This is a genomic window from Neoroseomonas marina, assembly GCF_012927745.1.
Taxonomy (GTDB): domain Bacteria; phylum Pseudomonadota; class Alphaproteobacteria; order Acetobacterales; family Acetobacteraceae; genus Neoroseomonas; species Neoroseomonas marina.
This window is the reverse complement of record NZ_JABBKX010000008.1, coordinates 40,638-64,057: the sequence shown is the minus strand read 5'-3', so window position 1 is coordinate 64,057 and position 23,420 is coordinate 40,638. Positions and strand designations below refer to the sequence as shown.

Below are 23,420 nucleotides of genomic sequence, written 5' to 3'. Positions count from 1 at the left end.
CTTACGAATTCGGCCCGCGATCCATCGCATAGGGCTGCCACCGCCGCAGGCTGGAGGTGGCAAGGACCGTCGGGTTCACGCAGGACAGCGGCCACTTCCCCGAAAGCGTCAGCGCCAGTTCCTGCCCGACGCGCCGGCGACGCGCCGGATCGAAGCGCGCGGAGGCCGAGGCGTTGTGCGGCGAGAGGATGACATTCGTCATCTTGTGCAGCGGGTTGTCCGCCTTGGTCGGTTCGACCTCGAAGACGTCGAGCCCGGCGCCGGTGATCCAGCCGTCCTGCAGCGCCTTGATCAGCGCCGCCTCGTTCACCGTCGGCCCGCGGCCTGTGTTGATGAAGAGCGCGTTCTTCTTCATCTGCCGGAAGTGCTCCTCCTTGAGGAAGCCGCGCGATTCCGGCGTGTCGGGCAGGTGCATGGAGACGAAGTCGGAGGTGGCGAGCACTTCGGACAGGCTCGCCGGCTCGACGCCGAGGGCCGACATGGTCAGTTCCTCGACGAAGGGGTCATAGGCCTTCATGTGCAGGCCGAAGGCGGCCGCGCGCCGGGCGGTCGCGCGCGCGACACGGCCGAAGGCGATGAAGCCGAGCGTCTGCCCCATCAGGCGCGGGATCTTGAGCAGCGCCGGACGACCCTCCGACCAGCGGCCTTCGCGCACCATGCGGTCCTGCTCGATGCAGCGGCGGTGCGTCGCCAGCAGCAGCATCATCGCGTGGTCGGCGACCTCCTCGATGAAGGTGTCCGGGCAGTTGGTGACGGGGATGCCCTTCGCCGTCGCCGCGATCACGTCCACGTAGTCGACGCCGACGCTGCCGCAGGCGATGTGACGGCACTTCGTCAGCGCGCCGATCATCTTCGCGTTGAACTTCATGCCCTTGGCATAGACCGCATCGGCTTTGGGCGCGGCGGCGATGAAGCCCTCCTCGGTGGGCGGGCACTCGATGATCTCGGCGCCGACCGCGGTCAACGCCTCCATCTCATAGCCGTACGACATGCCGGCCGCGGGCGCGGCCGGCGTCAGAATGGTGAACTTCGCCAAGGATGGGTCTCCCGTCAGGAAAGGCGCCTCATTCCTTCACCGCGCCGGTGAGGGAGGAGACGTAGTAGTCGACGAAGAAGGAATAGAAGATCGCGACCGGCAGGGAGCCGAGCAGCGATCCGGCCATCAGCGCGCCCCACTGGTAGACGTCGCCGGTGACGAGCTCGGTCAGGATCGCGACCGGCACCGTCTTGCGCTCGCTGCTCTGGATGAAGGCGAGCGCGTAGATGAACTCGTTCCACGACAGCGTGAAGGAGAAGATGCCCGCGCTGATCAGGCCCGGCACCGCGAGCGGCAGGGTGATCTGGCGCAGGATCTGCAGCCGCGTCGCGCCGTCGATCAGCGCGCATTCCTCGAGCTCGAAGGGGATCGACTTGAAGTAGCCGATCAGCAGCCAGGTGCAGAAGGGCACGAGGAAGGTCGGATAGACCAGGATCAGGGCAATCGGGCTGTCGAACAGCCCGAGCTGGAAGACCACGGTCGCCAGCGGGATGAACAGGATGGACGGCGGTACCAGGTAGGCGAGGTAGATCGCCAGCCCCACATACTGGCTGCCCTTGAAGCGCAGCCGCTGGATCGCATAGGCCGCGAGCGTCGAGGCGATCAGCGACAGCACGGTCGAGCAGATCGCGACCGTCATGGTCGTCAGCAACCAGCGCGGATAGGACGTCCCGAACAGCAGCAACCGGATGTGGTCGAGCGTCGGCGAGGTGATCCAGAACGGGTTGTGCGTGTTGTAGTCGTACAGCTCGGCATTCGGTTTGAAGGCCGTGATGCTCATCCAATAGAAGGGAAAGAGCAGGATCAGCAGGAAGCAGGCGAGCGGCACCCAGATCGTCACCATGCGCCGTGACCTGCTGTCCCAGGACAGCGTCTCGGGCGGCGCAGCGGCGCTGCTGGGGGCGGGCGGGGCTTCGGCGGTGGCGCTCATGGCAGGCCCCTTCTCAGTCGTTGGACTCGCCCTGCTGCCACTTCCGGCGCGCGAGGGCGAAGTAGGAGAAGAGCGTCGCGAAGACGAGGAAGGGGATCATCGAGACGGCGATCGCCGCCCCCTCCCCCAGCTGTCCGCCGGCGATACCGCGCTGGAACGCCAGCGTCGCAAGCAGATGCGTCGAGTTCACCGGACCGCCGCGGGTGATCGCGTAGACCAGCTGGAAGTCGGTGAAGGTGAAGATGATGCTGAAGGTCATCACGATCGCCAGGATCGGCAGCAGCATCGGGAAGGTGATGTAGCGGAAGCGCTGCCAGCCCGTGGAACCGTCGAGCAGCGCCGCCTCGTACAGCGAGGGCGAGATGGTCTGCAGCCCCGCGAGCAGCGAGATCGCGACGAAGGGAATGCCACGCCAGACATTGGCGCCGATCAGCGACCAGCGTGCCGGCCAGGCGGTGTTGATGAAGTCGATGTTGCTGTCGCGCAGCCCGAGCTCGATGAACACCCAGGAGATGATCGAGAACTGCGGGTTGTAGATCCACCAGAAGGCGATCGCCGTCAGCACCGTCGGAACGATCCAGGGCAGCAGGATGATCGCGCGCAGGAAGGACTTGAACGGCAGGTGGTTGTTCAGCAGCAGCGCCAGCCACAGGCCGAGCCCGAACTTCCCGACCGTCGCCACCGCCGTGTAGAACACGGAATAGAAGACCGCGTTCCAGAAGATCGGGTCCTCCATCATGAACTCGAAATTCTCGAGCCCGACCCAGACGCCGCTGCGTCCGATGGTGGTGTCGGTGAAGGCCAGCCAGATGCCGAGGCCCAGCGGATAGGTCAGGAAGACCATCAGCAGCGCGACCGCCGGCAACAGGCACATGACGACGAGGAAGGGCTTCCAGTCGAGCAGACGGGTCAGCCAGTTCTGCTCCTGGTTCTTCCTGATCCAGCCTTCGGCGGCGGTGGCGGACATCGGGCGGTCTCCGTGGCGGTCCGGCGGCGCCACGCGGGGCGCCGCCGGGGTCGCGGTTCAGCGGCGGAAGATGCGACGCGCGCGGCGATCGGCCTCGCGCATCGCGGCTTCGGGCGTGGACTGGCCCGACGCGACGGCGGCGAACATCTGGACCAACACGTATTCGGCGTTGGCCTGGCCGGAGGCGACGGTGATCGGCCCCTTGTAGCCATTCCAGAACTGGTTGTTCATGCTGTCGCGGAAGATCGCGATCTTCGGATCGCTGGTCCACACGGCGCTGTCCTTGTACGCGTTCAGCGGGTGGGCCCAGTAGCCGAGGTTGGCGTCGAGCCACGGCTCGTACTGCGGCTGCTCCATCAGGAAGGCGAGCAGCGCCTTCGCCGCATTCGGGAAGCGGCTGTGCTTGAACACCATGGCGTTGAGCGTGAGCGGCGCGCTCGGCCAGGAATTCGCCACGCCGAGCGGCATCACCGAATGCTCGGTGTCGTCGGCGATGGCGCGCGTCGCCGGATCGTTCTTCAGCGCGAAGTAGAGCGACACACCGTTCGAGGTGACGAAGAGCGTGTTCGCCGCATAGGCCTGGTTGTTGCTGATGTCGCCCCAGGAGATCGTGCCGCCGTCCACGAAGGTCGGATACAACTCCTTCAGGTAGTTCAGCGCGGCCAGGGTCTGCGGGCTGTTGACCGAGACCGCACCCTCGGCATCGGTGATGGACGCGCCGTGCGACCACATCAGCCAGTTGGCGAATCCGTTGCCGTCGCCGACCGCGTTGCCGAGCGCGAAGCCCGCAGGCTTGTTGGCCTGGCGCAGCTTCTTGCACATCTCGAGGAAGCCCGGCAGGTCGGACGGCGGCGTCTGGTAGCCAACCGCGTTGACCGCGGATTTGCGCCACACCAGGGGGCCGGCGGTGCCGCCGAAGGGCAGGCCGATCCAGTTGTTGGTGCCGTGCCGCTTGCCGTACTTCTCGCCCACGAACATCCAGCCGCCGTACTTGCGGCCGACGTATTCGGCGATGTCGGAGACCTCGACCAGCTTGTCGACATAGATGTGCGGCGCATCGCCGAAGCCGATGATGACGTCCGGCCCGGCGCCGGTGTTCGCCGTCACCGCCGTCTGCTGATTGATATCCTCCCAGCCCACGAAGTCGACGCGCACCTGCACACCGGTCTGCTGGGTGAAGCGGGCGCAGTTGGCGCGGAACACTTCCTCATCCGGCGCGACGAAGCGGACGGGACGCAGCATGCGCAGCGTCGCGCCGCTTTCGATCGGCAGGTTCGGCGCCGAGACGCCGGAGGCGGCCTGCACGCGCGACTGCGCGTAGGCGCCGCCGCCGGCCGCGAGCGTAGCCATGCCCGCCCCCGCCCCCAGGATGCTGCGCCGCGTGATGATGTTCGCCATGTTTCCTCTCCCTGGTCGGTGTTGCCCCAACTCTAGATGCGCTGGCCGGTTCCCTTGTCGAAGAGATGAACCAGCGAGGTGTCGGGGCTGACCGGCAGGGTCTCCCCGGGGCGCGCCGTGATGCGTTCACGGAAGGCGCCGATGACGGACGCATCGCCCAGATGCATCACGACCTGCGTCTCCGAACCCGTGGGCTCGATGACATGCACGGAAGCGGGCAGGCCATTCGGGTCGAGGCGCAGATGCTCCGGCCGGATGCCGTAGATCACCTCGCCCGAGGCCGGCGCGCCCGGCGGCAGCGGCCAGGCCACGCCGCCGGGTCCCCGGAAGGCGCCGCCCTCGATGCGTCCTTCCATCATGTTCATCGCCGGCGACCCGATGAATCCCGCGACGAAGGTATTCGCCGGACGGTCATAGAGCTCGAGCGGCGCGCCGGCCTGCTCGATGCGGCCATGGTTCATCACGACGATCAGGTCGGCCATGGTCATGGCCTCGATCTGGTCGTGGGTGACGTAGACCGTCGTAACCTTGAGGCGTTGGTGCAGCTCCTTGATCTCGGAGCGCATCTGCACGCGCAGCTTGGCGTCGAGGTTGGACAGCGGCTCGTCGAACAGGAAGACCTGCGGGTTGCGCACGATGGCGCGGCCCATCGCGACACGCTGGCGCTGGCCGCCCGAGAGCTGGCGCGGGAAGCGATGCAGCAGCTGCTCGAGGCCGAGGATCTTCGCGGCCTTCTGCACCTCCCGCTCCATCACCTCCTTCGGTGCGCCCGCGAGCTTCATGGAGAAGGCCATGTTCTGGAACACGGTCATGTGCGGATAGAGCGCGTAGTTCTGGAACACCATGGCGATGTCGCGGTCCTTGGGCGGGACGTTGTTCACCACCCGCCCGCCGATCGCGATCTCGCCGCCCGTGATGTTCTCGAGCCCCGCGAGCATCCGCAGCAGCGTCGACTTCCCGCACCCCGACGGTCCGACGAGGACCACGAACTGCCCGTCCTCGATGCCCACGCTGACCCCGTGCAGGATCTGCGTGCTGCCAAACGCCTTCCGCACGTCGCGGATATCGACCGTCGCCATTCAGCCTCCCTGGGTGTCCCGGGCGGGTTCCCCCCGCCTCGTGGCCGCGTCCTTGACCTACAGACGGGACACGGCGGTTTCCTTCGACGTGATGAACTCCAGCAGCGCCGGAGTCCCGTTCTTCGTCTGCTCGATGCCGCGCCGGATCGCAGGCACGATGTCCGCGACCTTCGTCACGCGTTCGCCATAGCCCCCGAAGGCGCGGGCCATCGCGGCATAATCGCCGGAAATGTCGGTCGAGCGATACTTCTCCGTGCTGACGGGCATCACCTTCAGCTCGATCGCCATGGAAAAGTTGTTGAGCAGGATGGACAGGATCGGGATGCGCTCGCGCACCGCCGTCTCGAAATCCATGCCGGTGAAGCCGATCGCCGCATCGCCCCAGACGTTGATGCACAGCTTGTCCGGCGCGGCGAGCTTCGCCCCCATCGCAAGGCCAAGCCCATAGCCGAGCTGCGTCGTCTTGCCCCAACCGAGATAGGACAGCGGCGTGCGCGCCACCCAGAAGGGCGAGAGCTGGTCGCGCGGCGACCCCGCATCATGGGTGATGATGGTGTTGTCGACATCGACCGTGCGCCACAGGTCGCGCAGCACGCGATAGGGATTCAGCGGCTCCGCATCGCTGTCGGTCTTGGCCGCCCAGGCGGCAAGCCATTCGGCGCGATGTCCCTGGATCTCCTTCGCCACCGGGCCGGCGTCGCGCGCTTCCTTCACGCGGCCCTCGAGTTCCGCGATCAGCGCATCGAGCGTCAGGGCCGCATCGCCCACCAGGCCGATATCGCAGGCGACATCCTTGTTCAGATGGTCGGGGTCCAGCGTGGCGTGGATGATCTTCTTCCCCGCCGGCATCTTCACGCCGAAATTCGTCTCCGTGAACGAACAGCCGATGCCGAGGATCAGGTCGGCATTGTCGAGGAAATGCCGCACCGGCTTCGGGATGGCGAGTCCGCCGGACCCAAGCGCGAGCGGATGATCCTCGGGGAAGGCGGACTTGCCGCCGAGGCTCGTCGTCACCGGCGCCGCCAGCAGCTCCGCCAGCCGCCGCAGCTGCGGCCAGGCCCGCGCCCAATGCACGCCGGTGCCGGCGTAGATGACGGGCCGCTTCGCCGCCGCCAGGGCCTCGGCCGCACGCGCCACGTCCGCCGGATCAGGCCCGTAGCGCGTCGCGATGACCGGCGTGTAGTTCAGCGGCTCAGGAACCTCCTCGTTCCACATGTCGGTCGGGATCTCGACCAGCACGGGACCGCCGCGGCCGTTCCTGAGCCGGGTGAAGGCGCGACGCAGGATGTTCGGCAACTCGGCGGCCGAGGTGATCGGCTCTGCGGATTTGGTGATGCCGCGCATCTGGATCGACGAATTGAAGTTCGGGTCGACATGCGCGAGGCGCCGCGCATAGCCCATCGGCAGCACCAGGACCGGGATGCTCTCGCCATAGCACTGCGCGACGCCGCCGTAGGCGTTCTCGGATCCCGGGCCGTGCTGCATGCAGAACGCGCCGATGGTGCGGCCGGAGGTGACGCGGCTGATCGCGTCGGCCATGTGCAGCCCGATACGCTCCTGGCGCACCATGATCGGACGGATGTCGATCGCCGCCGCGTGCTCGATCAGGTGATTCACCGGGTAGCCCGTGAGGATCTCGATGCCCTCACGCTTCATGATCTCGGCGATCGCCGCACCCAGCTTCATTCCGTCGTTTCCTCATGGCCGGCGCTCTCAGGGGCCCGGCTGCTATGGCAGCCTAGACACCGCATGACTGGGACGGCAACCCCCTGCTTGTGTCATGCCTTTGCGAAGGGCAGGCTGCTTAACATGACAGCGCGCGACCTTGATGCCCTCGCCCTCGAACGCCGGGTGGAGGCGCTGCTCGCGCCCTTCGGAATCCCCGGATCGCCTGGCTGCACCATCGGGATCCTGCGCGACGGCGCGCTCGTGCTGCATCGCAGCGCGGGGCTCGCGAACATCGAGCATGGCGTGCCGATCAACGCCACGACGACCTTCCGCATCGCCTCCGTGACGAAGCAGTTCACCTGCGCGGCGACGCTGCTGCTCGCCGAGGACGGCGTGCTCTCGCCCGAGGACGACGTCGCGGCGCTGATCCCCGAATTGCCGGATCTCGGCGCGCGCATCACGCTCGATCACCTGATGCGCAACACCTCCGGCATCCGCGACATGCTGGAACTGCTGCGCTTCGGCGGGCTCGACCTCGCCATGCCGTGCAGCGAGGCCGGTCTGCTCGCCGCGATCTGCCGCCAACGGTCGCTGAACTTCGCGCCGGGCAGCCGTTTCCTCTACAGCAACGCAGCGTTTTTCCTGCTCGGCCTCGCGGTCGAGCGCGCCGCCGGCATGCCACTCGGCGCCTTCCTCGAGAAGCGCATCTTCGCGCCCCTCGGCATGACGCGGACGCGGCTGACGCCACGCACGACCGAGGTGGTGCCGGGCCTCGCCACCGGCTACCTGCCGGCCGCGGGCGGCTACGCGCGCGCCGCGCATGGCTTCGCCCTCGGCGGCGAGGGCGGCCTCGTCTCCTGCGTCGAGGACCTCGCCCTATGGGCGCGGAACTACGAGACGGGGCGCGTCGGCGGACCGGCCCTGGTCGCCGCGCTGCAGCATCGCATGCCGTTCACGAACGGCGCGCTGAACCTCTATGCCCGCGGGCTCGAGGCGGCAGAGCATCGCGGCGTTGTTACCATCGGCCATGGCGGCCTCTGGCCCGGCTACAGGACAGCCTTTCTGCGCGCGCCGGCCGAACGGATCGCCGTCATCGTCATCACCAACCATGGCGGCGCCGATCCCGGGGCAATCGCGCTTCAGGCGCTCGATGCGGCACTGGCCGGCACACCGCGCCTCGCGCCCGAACCGCCGCTGCCGCCGCGCCACGCACTGGAAGCGATGACCGGCCGCTGGATCGCGGAGGACGACACGGCCTCTTTCGACCTTACACTGCGCCCCGACGGCGTGCCGGAGGTCCGCAGCCACGGCGTGCCCTTCGCGCTGGCGCCGCTCGCCGATGGCGCGCTGACGGCGCGGCGCGGCGTCTTCTGTTTCACGCTGCGCCAGGTCGCGGACGGCCTCGAAGTCGAGGAGGACGCCGGCGTGCGGCGCCTGTATCGCCGCGCGCCCGATGCGGTCGCCCTGCCCGGGGACCTGCCCGGACGCTACGCCTGCGCCGAGCTCGATACCGAGTGGGAGATCGATGCTGCGCACCAGGTCATCGTGCGCGGCCCCCACGCCGTGGCCGGCCCCTGGCGGCTCGAGGCCATCGCGCCGGAGCGATTCCGCCTGCACATCCCCGGTGCGCTCGCCGACACCTGGGCCGAATTGCGCCGCCGCCCCGATGGCAGCATCGAGGCGAACGGCGCGCGGGCGCGCGGGCTGGTCTTCGCGCCGCGGCTGAACCGCGACGTCAGCGCCCCCGGAAGACCGGCTTGCGCTTCTCCGCGAAGGCGGCCAGCGCCTCCTTCGTGTCCTCGGTCTTCGCGAGTGCGGCTGTCTGCGTCTGCTCGAAGCGGTAGCCCTCGTGCAGCGGCATGTACTCGCACAGCGTGAAGGCCCGCTTCATCGCGGCGACGGCGAGCGGCGCCTTGCCCGCGATGTCCTTCGCCATGGCCTGCGCCACCGCCAGAAGTTCCGCCTTCGGATAGCAGCCAGAGGCAACGCGCATCCGGTGCAGCTCGACGCCCGACAGCCGCCGCGCGGTGTAGAGGAACATCCGCGCATCCGACTGGCCGAAATGCCGCAGCACGTGCTGCACCCCGCCGGCGAGGCCGACCTCCACCTCCGTCATGGACATGAAGGCATCCTCGGCGACCAGGATGATGTCGCAGACCAGCGCCAGCACGCAGCCCGCGCCGATCGCCGCCCCGTTCACCGCGGCGATCACCGGCTTGCCGCATTCCATCACGCAGTCGAAGCCCGCGCGCACGCCGCGGCTGTGGCGCGGAAAGGCGCCGCGCTTCGCCGCATCCGGCCGGTCGCGCAGATCCGCCCCGGCCGAGAACGTCTTGCCCGCCCCGGTCAGGACGATGGCGCGCACCTCCTCGGATTCGTGCAGCACGTCGAAGACGCGCGTGATCTCGTCGCGGAACACGCCGTTCTGCGCATTGACCGGCGGGCGGTCGATGGTGACCGTCGCGACGCCCTCGGCGACCTCGACGCGGAGGACCGAAAGGTCCTCGAGCCCTGGCAGTGCGCTCACGGCGTGAAGGCCACGCCCTTCTCGGGCACCAGGACGCGCGCATTGGCGCCGTCCATCGCCGCCACGAAGCCCGAGGCATCCGGCAGCAGCAGGCCGAAGGTCGCGTAATGGCAGGGGATGGCGGTGCGCACGCTCGGCAGGAAGCGCTTCAGCGCCAGCGCCGCGCTGCGCGGGCCCATGGTGAAGCGGTCGCCGACCGGCACCATCGCGACGGCGGGGCGATACAGCTCGTCGATCAGCGCCATGTCCGAGAACACGTCGGTGTCGCCCATGTGGTAGACGACCGGTTCCGCGGTGTCCTTGGGCGTCACCACGATGCCGTTCGGCAGGCCGAGGCACTGCGACACGCCATTCGCGTCGATCTCGGACGAGGAATGGAAGGCGATGGTCAGCGAGACCGAGAACTCGCCCTGGTCCGTGGTGCCGCCCGTGTTCATCGGGTCGAGCTTCTCGACACCCTGCCGCGCGAGATACATCGCGAGGTCGTAGTTGGTGACGAGCTTCGCGCCGGTGCGCTTGCAGATCGCCACCGTGTCGCCGATGTGGTCGCCATGCCCGTGCGTCAGCAGCACATGCGTCGCGCCGGCACTCGCCTTCTCGGCATCGCCGCCGAAGGTCGGATTGCCGGTCAGGAACGGGTCGATCATCACGACCGAGGAGCCGAATTCCAGCCGGAAGGCGGAATGGCCGAACCAGGTGATCTTCATCGTCGTTGGTCTCCTTCGCTCAGGGGAAGGTCATGCGGATGGTGTCGGCGATCAGGGCGGGCTTGTCCTTGCCCTCGATCTCCATGGTCTGGCGCACCACGATGCGGTGCGTGCCGTTGGCACCGTCATCGACGCCGACCAGGGCCTGGCGCAGCCGCACGCGGTCGCCGGCCTGCACCGGGTTGATGATGCGCACCTTGTCCGACCCGTAGTTCAGCGTGCGCGACGGCCAGGACACCTTGTAGACGCCGCCGCCGAGCTTGGGCAGCAGCGACAGCAGCAGATAGCCATGCGCGATGGTCTTGCCGCCGGGCATCTCCTTCTTCGCGCGCTCGACATCGACATGGATCCACTGGTGGTCGCCGGTGACCTCGGCGAAGCGGTCGATCATCTCCTGGGTCACCTCGAGCCACTCGCCGACGCCGAGTTCCTGGCCGATCAGCGCCTTCAGCGCCTCCGGCGTCTCCACCACGCGCATGCGTACCTCCTGGATTGGGGCGCGGAGTGTCGGGCGGCGGGCCGCCCCGATCAACCCCGCTTCCGGGAGAGGCGGGGTCGCCCTACGGTTGCGCCATGGCGCTCAGTCCCGGCACTTCCCGCTTCGTCGCCGCCATGGTGGCCGCGCAGGTGCTGACGCAGATCGGCGCCTTCACCCTGCCCGCGCTGCTGCCGACCTACATGGATCGCTGGGCGCTGTCGGGCACCGAGGCTGGCTGGCTGATCGGCGTTTTCTTCGCGGCCTATGTCCCGGCCGTGCCGGTGCTGCTGGCGCTGACCGACCGCGTGCCGTCGCGGCGGATCTACCTGGTCGGCACGGGCGCGACGGCGCTCGCGCATCTCGGCTTCGCACTGCTCGCGGACGGCTTCTGGAGCGGGCTCGCCTTCCGGGCGCTGGCAGGCATCGGCTGGGCCGGGGCCTACATGCCGGGGCTCAAGGCGATCGCCGATCCGCTGACGGGCACGGCGCAGACGCGCGCCGTCTCCTGGCATGCGGCCGGGGTCGGCTTCGCGGGGTCCTTCTCCTTCCTGCTCGCAGGCATCCTCGACGGGCTGGCGGGGCCGGAGGCCGCGTTCCTGTTCGGCGGCCTCTGCGCCACGGGCGCCTTCGTCATCGCGCTGGCGATCCTGCCGGATACGCTTCCGCCGCGGCGCACGGGCGGCGGGGCGCTGCTCGACTTCCGTCCGGTGCTGCGCAACCGGCGCGCGCTCGCCTGGATCGCGGGCTACACGGTCCATACGCTGGAACTCGCGGTGTTGCGGGCCTGGGCGGTGACCTTCCTCGCGGCCTCCTTCGCCATCCAGGCCGCGCCCGCATGGCTGCCGGCGCCGACGGTGCTGTTCACCGCCGCCGGCCTGGTCGGCAACGTCATCTCGATCTTCGGCAACGAGGCCTCGGTCCGCTTCGGCCGGGCGCGCATCGTCGGCGTCGCGATGCTGGGCGGTGCGGCGCTGTCCGCCGTGACGGGCTTCACCGCGGGCGGAGCGCCGCTGCTCGCCCTCGCCTGCGTGCTGCTGTGGAATGCGATGATCTACCTCGACAGCTCGGCGCTGACCGCGGGCACGGTGCAGGCGGCGGACCCCGCGCTGCGCGGCGCGACCATGGGGCTGCATTCCATGGCGGGCTATGCCGGCGGCTTCGCCGGCCCGCTGATCTGCGGCGTGGTGCTGGACCTGGCCGGCGGCGACGGGCCCCTCGCCTGGGGCCTCGCCTTCGGCCATGTCGCGGTGATCACCCTTGCCGGCTTCGTCGTGGTGCGGCGCCTCGGGCGGGCGGGCTGACCCTCAGCCGACCATCGAGACGCCGAGGAACACCGCGCCGATCGCGATCCCGGCGAGCCCCGCCGCCGTCTGCATCTGCGCGGTGTGGCCCGCCGCCGCGATCCGCCGCGCGACCAGCATCGCCACGACGCCGATGCCCACCTGCATCAGCGCCAGCGCGGCGAGGTAGGCCACGAGGGGCGTCGCCTCGGCGCCGATGATCGCCTCGGCGAATGCGTGACCGTGCACCAGGCCGGCGACGGCAAAGGCCGCCGGCAGCAGCGCGCCGGTCACGCCGCGCAGCAGCGCGAGGCCCGCCAGCACCACGGTCAGCGCGACCAGGGCTTCCACGGGTCCGAAGCCGATGCCCGCGACATGCGCCAGGCTGCCCGCGAATCCGCCCGCCACGAAGGCAAGGATCGCCAGCATGCCGCGCCGGGTCGGCACGGTCGCGGCCAGCACGCCGGCTGCCAGCAGGAAGGCGAGATGGTCGAGCCCGATCACCGGATGCCCGATGCCGGAGGCGAAGCCCTCCCACAGCGTCGCAGGCGTCGTCCCGCCCATCGGGTGGTGCGCGAAAGCCGGCAGGGGCGCGAGCGCGAGCAGGGCAACGAGGCGCTTCATGAGAGGTCTCCTTCTTCCCGCGATGCTCGCCCCTGCGGGCGGCCCCTGCAAGGGGTGGCCGATCGCGCTACATCTGCGGCCGATGCTCGCGCAGGAACCTCTCATCCGGCTTGGCGCCTTCCTCGGCGTGCTGACGGCGATGGCCGTGCTGGAGCACGCCTTCCCACGCCGGCCGCAGCGGCTCGCCTGGCGGCGCTGGCCGTCCAACCTCGGGCTGGTGGCGGTCGCCTCGGTGCTGCTGCGCGTGGTCGCGCCGGCGGGGGCCGTCGGCGTCGCGCTCTGGGCCGAGGCCCAAGGGATCGGGCTCTTTCGCTGGCTCGGCGTGCCGGGCTGGGTGGCGGGGCCTGTGTCGGTCGTGCTGCTCGACCTGCTGATCTACTTTCAGCACCGCGTTTTCCATGCCGTGCCGGCGCTGTGGCGGCTGCACCGCGTGCATCACGCGGATCCTGAGCTCGATGCCTCCTCCGGCCTGCGCTTCCATCCGGTCGAGATCCTGCTCTCCCTCGCCATCAAGGCGGCGGCGGTGATGGCCCTCGGCGCGCCGGCCGAGGCGGTGCTGGTGTTCGAGGTGCTGCTGAACGCGACCTCGCTGTTCAACCACGCGAACCTCGCTGTGCCCGCCTGGCTGGACCGGCCGCTGCGCCTTGTGCTGGTCACGCCCGACATGCATCGCGTCCACCATTCCGAGATCCGCGCGGAGATGGACAGCGATTTCGGCTTCTGCCTGTCCTGCTGGGACCGGATCTTCGGCACCTATGTCGCCGCACCGGCGAAGGGACAACTCGGCATGGTGATCGGCGTCGAGGGCTTCCGCGCCGATCCCGAACAGCGCCTCGACCGGTTGCTGCTGCAACCGCTGAAGGACTGACATGACCCCGGAAGGTGTGCTGTTGCTGAAGCCGGACGGTGCCGCCCCGGACGCGGTGCGTGCGGCACTGGACGCGGCGCTGGCGCGGCACGGCCTTTCAGTGGCTTCGCAGCGCGTGCTGCAGCTGTCACCGGAGGATGTCGTCGCGATCTGGCCGATGTTCGGCGGCGGCGCGCATCCGGTCATGTCGGCGCTCTATCGCCACTACATGACCAGCGGCCCGTCCGAGGCGCTGCTGCTCGGCGGCGAGGACGCGCCCGCCCGCTGCGCCGCCGTGAAGGCGGAGATCCGCAGCACCGTCGAGGTCTGCGCCATCGAGAACGCGATCCACGCGCCGGCGGACGCGCAGGAACGCGCGGCGAACCGCGCCTGGCTGTTCGGCGGCGCGACCGCCCTGCCCGACCGGAGCTGGCCCGACTGGACCAAGCGCGGACGCAGCGGTGCGGCGCTCGCCATTCCGGATGCCGAGATCGAGCGCATCGCCGCCGCGATCTGGGCGGATCGCGTCGCGGGCGGCTGGGCGGGCGTCTTCCGCTACTTGCCCGACGGCGCTGGGGCGCCCTGGCGCGCGGAACTCCGGCCAGGCGACCCGAACAGCATCGATCTGGGCCTGTCGCTATTGTTCGACACCTTGCCCGGCTGCGACTTCGAGACCTGCGTGCGGCTTTACCTGCAGGCGGAGGTCGCCGGCCGCGCCATCATCGCCACCGGCAGCCGCGGCGCCATGGAAGCGGTCCGCGACGCCCTCGCGCGCCACCGCATGATCGTCGACATCGTCGCGCGCTGACCGATCAGATCGGACAGACCCCGGCCTCGCATTGCAGCCGTGCGAGGTCCACCGCCTCGGCGAAGCCCGGGTCGCGGATGCCGGCCACGATGGCGCGGAATCGCGCCTCGTCCACCTCCTCCTCGGGCAGGTATTCGTAGCCGAGGTCGCGGTCCGGCCGGCTCGGCAGCACGGCGCAGCAGCGCAGATGCGGCTGGTGATCGCGCAGCAGGGCGCGGAAATCCTCGAGCCCGACGCGATCGGTCGCGATCTTCAAGGTGTAGGAGACCTGGTTGCCCCGCTCTGCACCGATCCAATGGCGCTCGAGCAGCATCAGCCAGTGATACTGCGCCTCCGGGCTCGCCTCGGGCGCCGTCACCAGCCGATCCCCGATGCCGAGGCGCTGGATCAACGGCAGGGTCGGGAAGCCGACGATGGTCACGCCGGGAAAGGTCTCGAGGTCGCGCGTCGGATAGCCGCGCGCGGCGTAGTCGGCGATCAGCGGATCGCCCTCCGGCCCGCCGCGGAACTGCACCCAGCGCAGGTATTGCCGCCGCGCGGGCAGGTGCGCGCCCTCGGTCAGGCCGAACAGCTTGCTGGTGGTCCCCGCCGGCTTGATGGTGGTGACCGTCGCCGGCGGCGCCATGCCGAGGCTCGCGGCGTAGGAACTCGCTTCCTCCTTCGCCGCCGCCGACAGGCGCGCCAGCGCGTCCCAGAAGGGCTTCGACCGCGCCTCGTCGATCAGGTCGCGGAAGGCGAGGCCGAAGCGCGCCCAGGCCCATTCGTGCAGCCCGGTCGGTCCGATGCCGATGCGGTTGGTGCGCGCGACCTCGGCGCCATAGAGCGCATCCATCCGGTTCACGCGGATGAGAAACCGCACGCCGAGGCGCACCGCATCCTCCACCCGCGCATCCCAGGCGCGCGCAATCTCCTCCGGCACCGCGCCGGGCACGAGGTCGTCCAGCGGCACCGGACAGGCGAGCAGCGGCGCGAAATCCGAGATGACGCAATAGCCGCCGGTGACATGCAGCACGACCTCGCCGCAGGGGTTGGTCGTGACCGGGAAATGCGTCGATGCCGCGCGGCGGGCGACCTCGGCGAGCAGGTCCGCGCCCTCCTCGACGCGGTAGCGGGAGGACCCGGCCTCGGCGGTCGCCGGCTTCTGCCGCGCGAAGCCGGTCCGGGCGTCCTCCAGCCGGTCGCCGTTGATGAAGCCCGGCTCGCCGTTGACATAGGCGCAGGCGGTGGCCGCGGCGAACAGCGCGCGGCCCTGGCGGGTCAGCGGTTCCTCGTCGCTGCGCCCGAGGCGCTCCCAGAACTCGGCATCGACCATCAGCGAATGGTTCGCCGTCCAGAGCCCGCCTTCCGCCTTCAGCCGCACGAAGCGCAGCGCGCCGGAATCGCGCCAGGACTTGGTCGCCATGCGCGCCGCGCGCCGCGCGCCGCCGACCTGCACCTCGGTCGACAGGATGTGATCGGCCCGCAGCGCCTGTTCCCAGGGCCGCATCGCCTCGGCTTCGGGGTCCCGGTCGCGGGAGGCTTCGATCACGTCCCGCCGCAGGTTGATGAAGGCACGCAACAGGGACAGCGGCCCGGAGGCCGGGCGCCCCTGCATGCCCTTGATCGGCTCGCCGAGCGGGCGGACGGCCGAGAGGTCGAGCAGCAACGCCCGCCCCCGCTCGCGGCGAAAGGCCATGCCCTCCAGGATCTCGACCGCCTTGGCCCAGCCTTCCCGGGTGTCGGCGATGCGGTGCCGGACGGCGTCCGCGGGAACGCGCGCGGGGTCGTGCACCAACTCCCGCGCGAGGAAGGCCCGGACGTCGGCCTCTTCGGCGGCGCCGAAGGCCTCGGGGCCCATGCCCCAGCGCAGCAGGCCGAACTCCACGCCGAACCGATGCAGCGCGGCGCGGTCCTTGGGCCAGTCGGGGTGCGACGGCGCGAGGTAGAGATGCACCTCCGGCGCCTCGGCCCAATCGACGGGGCAGAGATCGTCGTCATAGGCGCGCCCGACGCCGGCACCGTTCAGCAGCAGGTAGAACTTCGTGAAGGTCGCGCCCGCCGTGGCGCAATTGGTGAAGACCTCCATGTTCCGCCGTGCCTGGCCCGCATCGCCATGCTGCAGGTGGCGTCCCGAGGTGATCAGCGCCCCGGTCGCGATGGCGTTGCGCAGCCGCGCCTGCTCCGCGCAGTCCGCAGCCGTGGGCGCGCGGCCGAGCAAGCCGAGGTTGCCGGCCGCCACGCGGTCCGCGACGCGGCCGACATCCTCGCCATCCTCGGCGCGCAGGATGGTTCGCCGGGCGACCGCGAGCCCCATGCCGGGGTCGAAGGCCCGACCGGGCAGCGGGGCCTCCCCGAAGGATGCGCCGGGCGGCCCGGATGACGGGGCGGGGGTGAAACCGTCCATCCACTCCTCCGCCGCCGGCGGTCGGCGCCGGCGACCCACCCAATATAGGGGGCCGGGGGGTGGGATTCACACCACATCTCGGAGACAGCCGACGATGGACAGGCCGGGTGCGGACCGCACAGGCTGAGCGCCATGACCGAACCGCCGTCCGACGCCCCCGCCGTCCGCGCCCGCGCCCTGCTGCTCGGCGAGCGCCTCGACCACCGGGGCCTGCCGCGCGAGGGCGCGCCGGCCGCGGACCCGGTGCCGCTCGCGACGCCCGAGGGCTTCACCGCCTTCGCCTTCCGCTGGGGCGCGGTGGTGTTCATCGGCGCGACCGCCGCGCAGGAAGCCGCGGTCGTCGAGATGCTGCGCCCCCGGCTGACCAACCCGCTCGCGAAGCCGGTCGAGGAAGCGGCCGCGATCCTGACGGGCGCGGAGCAGGACGGCGTCGATCCGGACGGCGCGATCCGGCTGCGCGACCTCTCGGTCCCGCGCCTGGCCGTGGTGGCGGACGCGCTGGCGAAGAGCGCGGCCCTCGCCCATCAGGAAGTGCTGCTGACCGAGGCGCTCGACCGGCTCGAACCGATCGTCACGACCTTGCGGAAGGAGGGACGCCTCGCCGCCTCCTCCCGCGCGCTGCAGCGTCAGATCGGCCATGCCCTGTCGGCCCGCAGCCGCACCACCGCCCGCGTCGAGGCGGAGGAGAAGCCCGAGATCCTGTGGGACCATCCGGGCCTCGAACGCCTGCATGCGCGCCTCGCCGACGAGTACGAGCTGAAGGAGCGTTCCGCCGCGCTCGACCGCAAGCTCGCGCTGATCGGGGACACGACGGAAGGCGTGCTCACCCTGCTGCACGGCCGCCGCGCGCTCGGGCTCGAGATCGCCGTGGTGGTGCTGGTCGGGATCGAGGTGGTCTTCACCCTGTGGGAATACGTGGTGAAGCCGCTGCTCCGCTGAGAGGGCGGGCCGCCGGACCCGCCCTCGATCCGGTCAGCCCCGCCGGCGCGGATGCGGCCCCGGACCGGGCATCGGCGCCCCGAGTCCGAGCGCGTCGATCGGCACGCTTTCGGCCATCGCCAACAGGCCGGCGCGGTTGGGATGCAGCCGGTCGCCCGCGCCGCCCACCGTGCTGTTCGGGATGAATTGCGGCTTCAGCCCGCCTGTCGCGGCATCGATCGTCACCGCGTCGAAATCCGCGACCGCGTCGAAATTCCCCGGCGCCCGGATCCAGGCATTGATGGCGCGACGCCGTTCGTCCACCTGCGGCGTGCCGTGTCCGCCGGTGTAGCCGAGCGCCGTGGTCAGCGTCGCACCGACGACGCGGATGTTGCGCTCGCGCAGGCGGCGCACGCCCTCGCGCAGGCCCTCGATCACCTGTTCGGCCGTCGCATTGGCGGTGCCGAGGTCGTTGATGCCTTCCATCCAGATCACCGTCCGCACGCCGGAGGCCTGCAGCACGTCGCGGTCGAGCCGCGACAGCGCCGACGGCCCGCCCGGTATGGGATTGGCCGGCGTGTATTGCGGGGGGCCGACGACCTGGTTGCCGCCGATGCCGGCATTCACCACGGCCACGCGATGCCCGAAGCGCGCATGCAGCCGGCGCGACAGCCCGTCCGGCCAGCGGTCGTCCCCGTTCATCGTGGTGTTGGTGCCGTCCGTGATGGAATCCCCGAAGCAGACCACGACCTGGGTGCCCGGCATCGCCCGCATGTCCACCATGTCGAGGAAGAACCAGGACGCGGTGGTGAAGGGGAAGGCGACATCGCTGTCCTCCTCGCCCTTGGACCCGCCGCCGGGCGGGGTGACGTAGCTCGTGGTCAGCGACTTGGCGTGCCAGGTCATCGGCCCGGTCGGGCCCGGCACATGCAGGCTGACGGCGAGGCGCCGGCCCTCGAGCCGCGGATCGCCCGGCCCCCGCACGAAGGGCAGGTCCACCGCGTCGCTCCAGGCCGTCTGCCCCGGCGGGATGGTGACGCTCCTGCCGCCGCTGAAGGTGACGGGCCGGTTGGTGCCGCGAGCGACGTTCCCGCCCATGCCCTGCAGGCCGGCGAAGACGCCGTCGATCACCAGCGGCCGCGTGCCGAAGGCGTTGGAGAAGCGCAGCCGCGCCGCCGGCCCCCAGATGTCGGGCCGCACCATCAGGCGCAGCGTCTGGTCGCGCGCACCGTCGGCTGCGGACGGGAAGGCGAAGGACTGGTCCGGCTGCGCCGACGGATTGCCGGACGGATAGGGTCCGTGGGCCGACGCGGCCCAGGCGCAGGCCCAGGCACCGTCGCGTGACGGCCCTCGGCGGGGGCGATCCTGGGCGGCGGCTGGCGAGGCGAGGAGCGCAAGGGCAAGGGGCGCCTGCAGGAACGGGCGCCGGCCGACACCTGTCATGGTCGTTGTCCTCCATGGCCGGCATCCGCTGCGCCGGGACGGAAAGCGTGAACCCGTCGCACAGCGCCCGGCAAGAGGTCGCCGGGGCACGACGACGCGAGCGCGGTCCGACCCGCGCCCGCGCAGCCGCACCCCGCGTCTGGGATCAGGCCGCCATCGCCGGCCGGCGCGACCGCCAGGTGGTCGCCTGCTCATAGGCATGGCCGGCGCGCAGCACCGTCGCATCCTCGAAGGGCCGGCCAATGAGCTGCGCCCCGACCGGCAGGCCGTGCTCGCCGAAGCCGGCGCAGACGGTCAGTGCCGGCTGGCCCGTCAGATTGAAGGGGATGGTGAAGTTGGCGACCTCGAAGGAAGTCCACTTGCCCGGCACGGTGATCGGCGGCGCCTCCGAGGGCTGGGCCGCGGTCAGCAGCAGGTCGCAGCCCTCCATCGCCTTCGCCACCGCGTCGCACAGCTCCCGCCGCCGCCGCTGCGCCTGCAGGTAGTCGGCGGCCGAGATGGTGCCGGCGAGGGCCAGGCGTTCGCGCAGGATCTCGCCATACTCGCGATACTTCGTGCGCAGCCACGGCTCGTGAACCGCGAAGGCATCGGCGGCGAGGATCAGCCAGCCCGCCGCGTTGAAATCCTGCAGCGGCGGGAGGCGCACCTCCTCCACCGTCGCGCCGAGGCCTTCGAGCGTTTCGGCGACATGCTGGATGCCCGCCGCGACGCCGGGGCTGACCGGCCAGTCGCTCTCGTGGAAATGCCGGATGACGCCGATGCGCAGCCCGCGCACCCCACCGTTCAGCCCCGAGAGCAGGTCGGGCTTCGGCCGGTTGGCCGAGGAGGCATCCGCCGGGTCGTAGCCCGTCAGCGCATCGAGCAGCAGCGCGCAATCCTCGACCGTCCAGGCGAGCGGCCCGACCGTGTCGAGGCTGTGCGACAGCGGCAGCACGCCGACGCGCGAGCACAGGCCGTAGGTCGGCTTGATCCCGGCCGTGCCGCACAGCGCCGCCGGCCCGCGGATCGACCCGCCGGTGTCCGACCCGGTGCCGCCGAGGATGACGCCCGCAGCGACCGCGGCCCCCGTCCCCGAGGAGGAGCCGGAGGTGAAGCGCGCCGTGTCCCAGGGATTCCGTGCCGGTGGCCAAGGCAGGTCGAAGGACGGCCCGCCCCAGGCGAATTCGTGCGTCGCGAGCTTGCCCAGCATGACCGCGCCGGCATCCGCCCAGGCGCGCACGGCGGCGGAATCCTGCTTGGGCACATGGTTCTCGAGCACGCGGGAATGGCCGGTGGTCGGCACGCCGGCGGTCTCGTAGATATCCTTGTGGCCGATCGGGATGCCGTCGAGCGGCCCCTTCAGCGTCCCGGCCATCTGCCGCGCCTCGGCGGCCTTGGCCTGCTCCAGCGCGATCTCGGGCGTGAAGCGGATGAAGGCGTGGATCTCGGCGTTCACCGCCTGCGCCTTGGCCAGGCGGTCCTTCGTCAGCTCGACCGGCGAGAGTTCCTTCGCGGCGATGCGCTTCGCCGCTTCGGCGATCGTCGGGATCATCGCGCGGACCCCTTCGGGGCGAAGGTCACGGCCATTTCGGCGAAGCATTCGCGCGGGGTGCGCACGCGCTCCCCCATGGCGAGGATGTGGCCGGAGACGGCGCGGATGGCTTCCTTCTCGGCTTCCGTCAGCGGAAGGCCGTGGCGCGCCATCAGCGCGTCGAACTGGGGCTTGTCCATGGGCTCGGGCATTGCGGCGTGCTCCTTCGGCAGGCCGCGGATGCTGCGCCCCTGGCCGCGAAGGTCAATCCCGCGCGTCAGCCCTTCGCCGCGCGGGCGGACAGGGCCTGCGCAACCTTCGTGCAGGCGGTGCGCAGACGATCCTCGCTCTGCGCGAAGCACAGGCGCAGATGCCCCTCCCCGCCCGGCCCGAAGGCCGCGCCGGGGGCCAGGCCGACGCCCGCCGTCGTCAGCAGGTCTTTCGCCAATGCCAAGCTGTCGGTGCAGCCATCGACCTTGAGGAACAGGTACATCGCCCCGTCCGGCCGCGGCGCCGTCACGCCCGGCACGGCGCCGAGGATGCCGAGTGCGAGGTCCCGGCAGGCGCGGTAGCGCGCCTGGGTCTCGCCGATGAAGGCGTCGCCCTGGTCGAGGGCCACCACCCCCGCGTGCTGCACGAAGGTCGGCGCCGAGGACATGTTGAACTCGTTGAGCTTCGCGAGGCTGTCCATCAGCGCCGGCGGCGCGACGATCCAGCCCAGCCGCCAGCCCGTCATCGACCAGGACTTGCTGAAGGAATTCACCGAGACGACGCGGTCCTCCGCCGTCGCGATCCCGAGGAAGGACGGCGCCGCGTCGCCCGCGAAATACAGCCGTTCATAGACGTCGTCGGCCAGGATCCAGGTCCCGGTCTTGCGGCAATGATCCAGGATCGCGCGCTGTTCCGCGGCCGTCAGCGTCCAGCCGGTGGGGTTGCCGGGGCTGTTGAGGAAGAGCAGCCGCGTGCCGGGCGTGACCGTCGCCAAAAGTTCATCGAGGTCGACGCGCCACACCCCGTTGGCGATGCGGATCGGCAGCGGCGTGACCTCGGCGCCCATGACCCGCGCGATTCCGTCCATGTTCGGCCAGGCCGGCATCGGGATCACCACCCGGTCGCCCGGCGAGAGCAGCGCCTGCGCCACCAGCATCAGCGCATTCACGCCCGAGGCCGTCACCGCGATCCGCTCAGGCCCCACCGTGCGGCGGTTGCGCGTGAGGTAGCGCGAGATCGCCTCGCGCAGCGGCGCGATGCCGGGGTTCGGCGCGTAGAAGGTGTGCCCGGCATCGAGCGCGGCCTTCGCCGCTTCCCGGATGAAATCGGGCGTGACGGTGTCCGGCTCGCCGAAGAAGAGCCGGATCAGGCCCGGGATGTTCCGCCCGGCTTCCGAGACCTCCCGGATCAGGGAGCCGGGGATGGCATCGAGGGCGGCGCGCGGGCCGGTCGGGTGCAACGTCATGGCCGGGGGATAGCCGAAGCGCGCAGGTCCTGGACAGGGGCAGCGGCGGCGGGCTTAGGTCGGACCATGCCCGTGCCCGTCACCTTCGCCGCCCCCCATGCCTATCTCGGCGCCCGTCCGGACGACCGGGGTGCCGCCTTCTGCATCGCCGGCGTGCCGCTCGACATCGGCACGACCAACCGCGCCGGCACGCGGGACGGGCCGCGCGCCATTCGCGCCGCCGCGCGCATGCTGACCGACGGGCGCCACCCCGACAGCGGCGTCGATCCGACGGCGCTGGACCTCTCGGACCTCGGCGAGTTCGAGATCGCGCTGGGCGACATTCCCGAAAGCCTGCGGCTGATCGAGCAGCAGGCGGCGGGGCTGAACCACCTGCTTGCCTTCGGCGGCGAGCACGGCGTGACGCTGCCGCTGCTGCGGGCGCTGACGAAGCGCCTCGGCGGGCCGGTGGGCCTGGTGCATATCGACGCGCATCTCGACACGTCGGAGGACAATTTCGGCCAGCGCTTCGCCCACGGCTCGGTGTTCTGGCACGCCATCACCGAGGGGCTGATCGCGCCCAAGCGCATGATCCAGGTGGGCATCCGCGCGCCCGCCTGGCCCGAGATGTACGACTGGACCCGCGGCCAGGGCGTGACGATCGTCCCGGCGCAGGAGGTGCACGAGAGCACGCCCGCGGCGATCGCCGCGCGCATCCGCGAGGCGGTGGGCGACGGCCCGGCCTACCTGTCCTTCGACATCGACGGGCTCGACCCCGCTTTCGCGCCCGGGACCGGCACGCCCGAGATCGGCGGCCTCGCGACCTGGCAGGCGCAGGGGATCCTGCGGCGGCTGGGTGGCATCGACTTCCGCGGCGCGGATGTGGTCGAGGTCGCGCCGGCCTATGACGTGGCGGAGATCACCGCGCTCGCCGCGGCGACGATCGGGTGGGAGTACCTCTGCCTGCAGGCGTCGCGCGCCTGACCGAGGGGGCTTTGCTCCCCTCCAGGCGACGACAGTCCCCTGGCCCCCGCGAGGGGTCGCGCCCTTTCGCCGGAGACTTTCCGGCCACCCCGCTGCCCTCTCCGGCCGATATGCGCCCTGCGCATGATCGTTCCGCAGGAATTCACTTGAAATGGGGGGCTCGGCCGCATATTTCCCGGGCCGCGCCCAATACGGGGCGCTGACGCCATCGCACGTGCCGCGAGGCAGCGTTGATGGGGGCGGCACCGGCCCGTTCCCGCGACAACGCGCCACAAGCAACGACGGGACGCGTCCTTTGTTCGATCCGGCCATGAGCGTGGGCCGGAAGGTTCGAGGGAGCCGCCTGTGTCGCCTGTCCGCCGCCTTGCGATGAGGTCTCATCGCATCAGACGCAGCG

At 70.6% G+C, this 23,420-nt stretch carries 20 protein-coding genes and 1 pseudogene; 6 read left to right on the top strand and 15 right to left on the bottom strand.

What is annotated here, in order from left to right; translation table 11 throughout:
• Position 1: 1 nt before the first annotated feature.
• From GWK16_RS19575 to GWK16_RS19550, 6 genes are read right to left on the bottom strand one after another with little or no spacing between them, the layout of a single operon-like run.
• Positions 2–1,036, bottom strand: coding sequence for a C-terminal binding protein (locus tag GWK16_RS19575; protein WP_211187580.1), 1,035 nt, complete (start codon positions 1,034–1,036; stop codon positions 2–4).
• A gap of 28 nt (positions 1,037–1,064) precedes the next feature.
• On the bottom strand, positions 1,065–1,967 hold the full coding sequence (locus tag GWK16_RS19570; RefSeq protein WP_170055657.1) for a carbohydrate ABC transporter permease: 903 nt from the start codon (positions 1,965–1,967) through the stop codon (positions 1,065–1,067).
• A 13-nt stretch (positions 1,968–1,980) separates the two neighbouring features.
• Positions 1,981–2,934, bottom strand: a complete 954-nt coding sequence (locus tag GWK16_RS19565; RefSeq protein ID WP_170055656.1) for a carbohydrate ABC transporter permease — start codon at positions 2,932–2,934, stop codon at positions 1,981–1,983.
• 57 nt (positions 2,935–2,991) lie between these two features.
• Positions 2,992–4,332: an ABC transporter substrate-binding protein gene (locus tag GWK16_RS19560; RefSeq protein ID WP_170055655.1), complete on the bottom strand. Its 1,341-nt coding sequence runs from the start codon at positions 4,330–4,332 to the stop codon at positions 2,992–2,994.
• A gap of 32 nt (positions 4,333–4,364) precedes the next feature.
• On the bottom strand, positions 4,365–5,411 hold the full coding sequence (locus GWK16_RS19555) for an ABC transporter ATP-binding protein (RefSeq protein ID WP_170055654.1): 1,047 nt from the start codon (positions 5,409–5,411) through the stop codon (positions 4,365–4,367).
• Between the two features lie 57 nt (positions 5,412–5,468).
• The gene (locus GWK16_RS19550; protein WP_170055653.1) at positions 5,469–7,097 is read right to left on the bottom strand and encodes a thiamine pyrophosphate-requiring protein; all 1,629 of its coding nucleotides are present in this window, start codon (positions 7,095–7,097) and stop codon (positions 5,469–5,471) included.
• Positions 7,098–7,160: 63 nt separating this feature from the next.
• Here GWK16_RS19550 and GWK16_RS25365 point away from each other — a divergent pair.
• Positions 7,161–8,204 (top strand): annotated as a pseudogene (locus GWK16_RS25365) (serine hydrolase domain-containing protein); the annotation flags it as partial.
• 610 nt (positions 8,205–8,814) lie between these two features.
• Here GWK16_RS25365 and GWK16_RS19540 read toward each other — a convergent pair.
• From GWK16_RS19540 to GWK16_RS19530, 3 genes are read right to left on the bottom strand one after another with little or no spacing between them, the layout of a single operon-like run.
• On the bottom strand, positions 8,815–9,606 hold the full coding sequence (locus GWK16_RS19540; RefSeq protein WP_338144518.1) for an enoyl-CoA hydratase/isomerase family protein: 792 nt from the start codon (positions 9,604–9,606) through the stop codon (positions 8,815–8,817).
• Complete coding sequence (locus tag GWK16_RS19535; protein ID WP_170055652.1) at positions 9,603–10,313, bottom strand: metal-dependent hydrolase; 711 nt, start codon at positions 10,311–10,313, stop codon at positions 9,603–9,605. The genes GWK16_RS19540 and GWK16_RS19535 overlap by 4 nt, the downstream gene beginning before the upstream one ends.
• Before the next feature lie 19 nt (positions 10,314–10,332).
• Entirely contained in the window at positions 10,333–10,791 is a 459-nt protein-coding gene (locus GWK16_RS19530; protein WP_170055651.1) for a MaoC family dehydratase, read from the bottom strand.
• Positions 10,792–10,886: 95 nt separating this feature from the next.
• Here GWK16_RS19530 and GWK16_RS19525 point away from each other — a divergent pair, with 95 nt between their 5' ends.
• Complete coding sequence (locus GWK16_RS19525; protein ID WP_170055650.1) at positions 10,887–12,092, top strand: MFS transporter; 1,206 nt, start codon at positions 10,887–10,889, stop codon at positions 12,090–12,092.
• A 3-nt stretch (positions 12,093–12,095) separates the two neighbouring features.
• Here the strand turns inward: GWK16_RS19525 and GWK16_RS19520 are convergent, their stop codons facing one another.
• Positions 12,096–12,695 carry a HupE/UreJ family protein gene (locus GWK16_RS19520; RefSeq protein ID WP_170055649.1) on the bottom strand — a complete coding sequence of 200 codons (600 nt, stop codon included), beginning with the start codon at positions 12,693–12,695 and terminating at the stop codon, positions 12,096–12,098.
• Here GWK16_RS19520 and GWK16_RS19515 point away from each other — a divergent pair.
• Positions 12,694–13,563, top strand: coding sequence for a sterol desaturase family protein (locus tag GWK16_RS19515; RefSeq protein WP_248291506.1), 870 nt, complete (start codon positions 12,694–12,696; stop codon positions 13,561–13,563). The two genes, GWK16_RS19520 and GWK16_RS19515, sit on opposite strands and share 2 nt — an antisense overlap.
• Position 13,564: 1 nt before the next feature.
• Complete coding sequence (locus tag GWK16_RS19510; RefSeq protein WP_170055648.1) at positions 13,565–14,350, top strand: nucleoside-diphosphate kinase; 786 nt, start codon at positions 13,565–13,567, stop codon at positions 14,348–14,350.
• A 4-nt stretch (positions 14,351–14,354) separates the two neighbouring features.
• Here the strand turns inward: GWK16_RS19510 and GWK16_RS19505 are convergent, their stop codons facing one another.
• Positions 14,355–16,733, bottom strand: coding sequence for a recombinase (locus GWK16_RS19505; RefSeq protein WP_170055647.1), 2,379 nt, complete (start codon positions 16,731–16,733; stop codon positions 14,355–14,357).
• 132 nt (positions 16,734–16,865) lie between these two features.
• Between GWK16_RS19505 and GWK16_RS19500 the strand changes: the two genes are divergently transcribed.
• Positions 16,866–17,672: an RMD1 family protein gene (locus GWK16_RS19500; protein WP_170055646.1), complete on the top strand. Its 807-nt coding sequence runs from the start codon at positions 16,866–16,868 to the stop codon at positions 17,670–17,672.
• 33 nt (positions 17,673–17,705) lie between these two features.
• Here GWK16_RS19500 and GWK16_RS19495 read toward each other — a convergent pair whose 3' ends face one another.
• From GWK16_RS19495 to GWK16_RS19480, 4 genes are all read right to left on the bottom strand, one after another.
• A complete protein-coding gene (locus GWK16_RS19495) occupies positions 17,706–19,094 on the bottom strand; it encodes a GDSL-type esterase/lipase family protein (RefSeq protein ID WP_170055645.1) in 1,389 nt (462 codons plus the stop codon).
• 145 nt (positions 19,095–19,239) lie between these two features.
• Complete coding sequence (locus tag GWK16_RS19490) at positions 19,240–20,625, bottom strand: amidase (protein WP_170055644.1); 1,386 nt, start codon at positions 20,623–20,625, stop codon at positions 19,240–19,242.
• Entirely contained in the window at positions 20,622–20,816 is a 195-nt protein-coding gene (locus GWK16_RS19485) for a hypothetical protein (protein ID WP_170055643.1), read from the bottom strand. Before GWK16_RS19485 ends, GWK16_RS19490 begins: the two co-directional genes overlap by 4 nt.
• 65 nt (positions 20,817–20,881) lie before the next feature.
• Positions 20,882–22,060 (bottom strand): pyridoxal phosphate-dependent aminotransferase, encoded by a 1,179-nt coding sequence (locus GWK16_RS19480; RefSeq protein ID WP_170055642.1) that lies wholly within the window; start codon positions 22,058–22,060, stop codon positions 20,882–20,884.
• Positions 22,061–22,126: 66 nt separating this feature from the next.
• On the opposite strand from GWK16_RS19480, the gene speB reads away from it, so the two are divergent.
• On the top strand, positions 22,127–23,023 hold the full coding sequence (gene speB, locus GWK16_RS19475; protein ID WP_170055641.1) for an agmatinase: 897 nt from the start codon (positions 22,127–22,129) through the stop codon (positions 23,021–23,023).
• Positions 23,024–23,420: the final 397 nt, after the last annotated feature.

Bases quoted from the DNA above. Each gene is read 5' to 3' on its own strand.
- GWK16_RS19555 (WP_170055654.1), bottom strand. From the start codon at position 5,411: ATGGCGACGGTCGATATCCGCGACGTGCGGAAGGCGTTTGGCAGCACG.
- speB (WP_170055641.1), top strand. From the start codon at position 22,127: ATGCCCGTGCCCGTCACCTTCGCCGCCCCCCATGCCTATCTCGGCGCC.
- GWK16_RS19505 (WP_170055647.1), bottom strand. From the start codon at position 16,733: ATGGACGGTTTCACCCCCGCCCCGTCATCCGGGCCGCCCGGCGCATCC.
- GWK16_RS19520 (WP_170055649.1), bottom strand. From the start codon at position 12,695: ATGAAGCGCCTCGTTGCCCTGCTCGCGCTCGCGCCCCTGCCGGCTTTC.
- GWK16_RS19510 (WP_170055648.1), top strand. From the start codon at position 13,565: ATGACCCCGGAAGGTGTGCTGTTGCTGAAGCCGGACGGTGCCGCCCCG.
- GWK16_RS19535 (WP_170055652.1), bottom strand. From the start codon at position 10,313: ATGAAGATCACCTGGTTCGGCCATTCCGCCTTCCGGCTGGAATTCGGC.
- GWK16_RS19515 (WP_248291506.1), top strand. From the start codon at position 12,694: ATGAGAGGTCTCCTTCTTCCCGCGATGCTCGCCCCTGCGGGCGGCCCC.
- GWK16_RS19495 (WP_170055645.1), bottom strand. From the start codon at position 19,094: ATGACAGGTGTCGGCCGGCGCCCGTTCCTGCAGGCGCCCCTTGCCCTT.
- GWK16_RS19485 (WP_170055643.1), bottom strand. From the start codon at position 20,816: ATGCCCGAGCCCATGGACAAGCCCCAGTTCGACGCGCTGATGGCGCGC.
- GWK16_RS19480 (WP_170055642.1), bottom strand. From the start codon at position 22,060: ATGACGTTGCACCCGACCGGCCCGCGCGCCGCCCTCGATGCCATCCCC.
- GWK16_RS19500 (WP_170055646.1), top strand. From the start codon at position 16,866: ATGACCGAACCGCCGTCCGACGCCCCCGCCGTCCGCGCCCGCGCCCTG.
- GWK16_RS19570 (WP_170055657.1), bottom strand. From the start codon at position 1,967: ATGAGCGCCACCGCCGAAGCCCCGCCCGCCCCCAGCAGCGCCGCTGCG.
- GWK16_RS19565 (WP_170055656.1), bottom strand. From the start codon at position 2,934: ATGTCCGCCACCGCCGCCGAAGGCTGGATCAGGAAGAACCAGGAGCAG.
- GWK16_RS19550 (WP_170055653.1), bottom strand. From the start codon at position 7,097: ATGAAGCTGGGTGCGGCGATCGCCGAGATCATGAAGCGTGAGGGCATC.
- GWK16_RS19525 (WP_170055650.1), top strand. From the start codon at position 10,887: ATGGCGCTCAGTCCCGGCACTTCCCGCTTCGTCGCCGCCATGGTGGCC.
- GWK16_RS19490 (WP_170055644.1), bottom strand. From the start codon at position 20,625: ATGATCCCGACGATCGCCGAAGCGGCGAAGCGCATCGCCGCGAAGGAA.
- GWK16_RS19530 (WP_170055651.1), bottom strand. From the start codon at position 10,791: ATGCGCGTGGTGGAGACGCCGGAGGCGCTGAAGGCGCTGATCGGCCAG.
- GWK16_RS19560 (WP_170055655.1), bottom strand. From the start codon at position 4,332: ATGGCGAACATCATCACGCGGCGCAGCATCCTGGGGGCGGGGGCGGGC.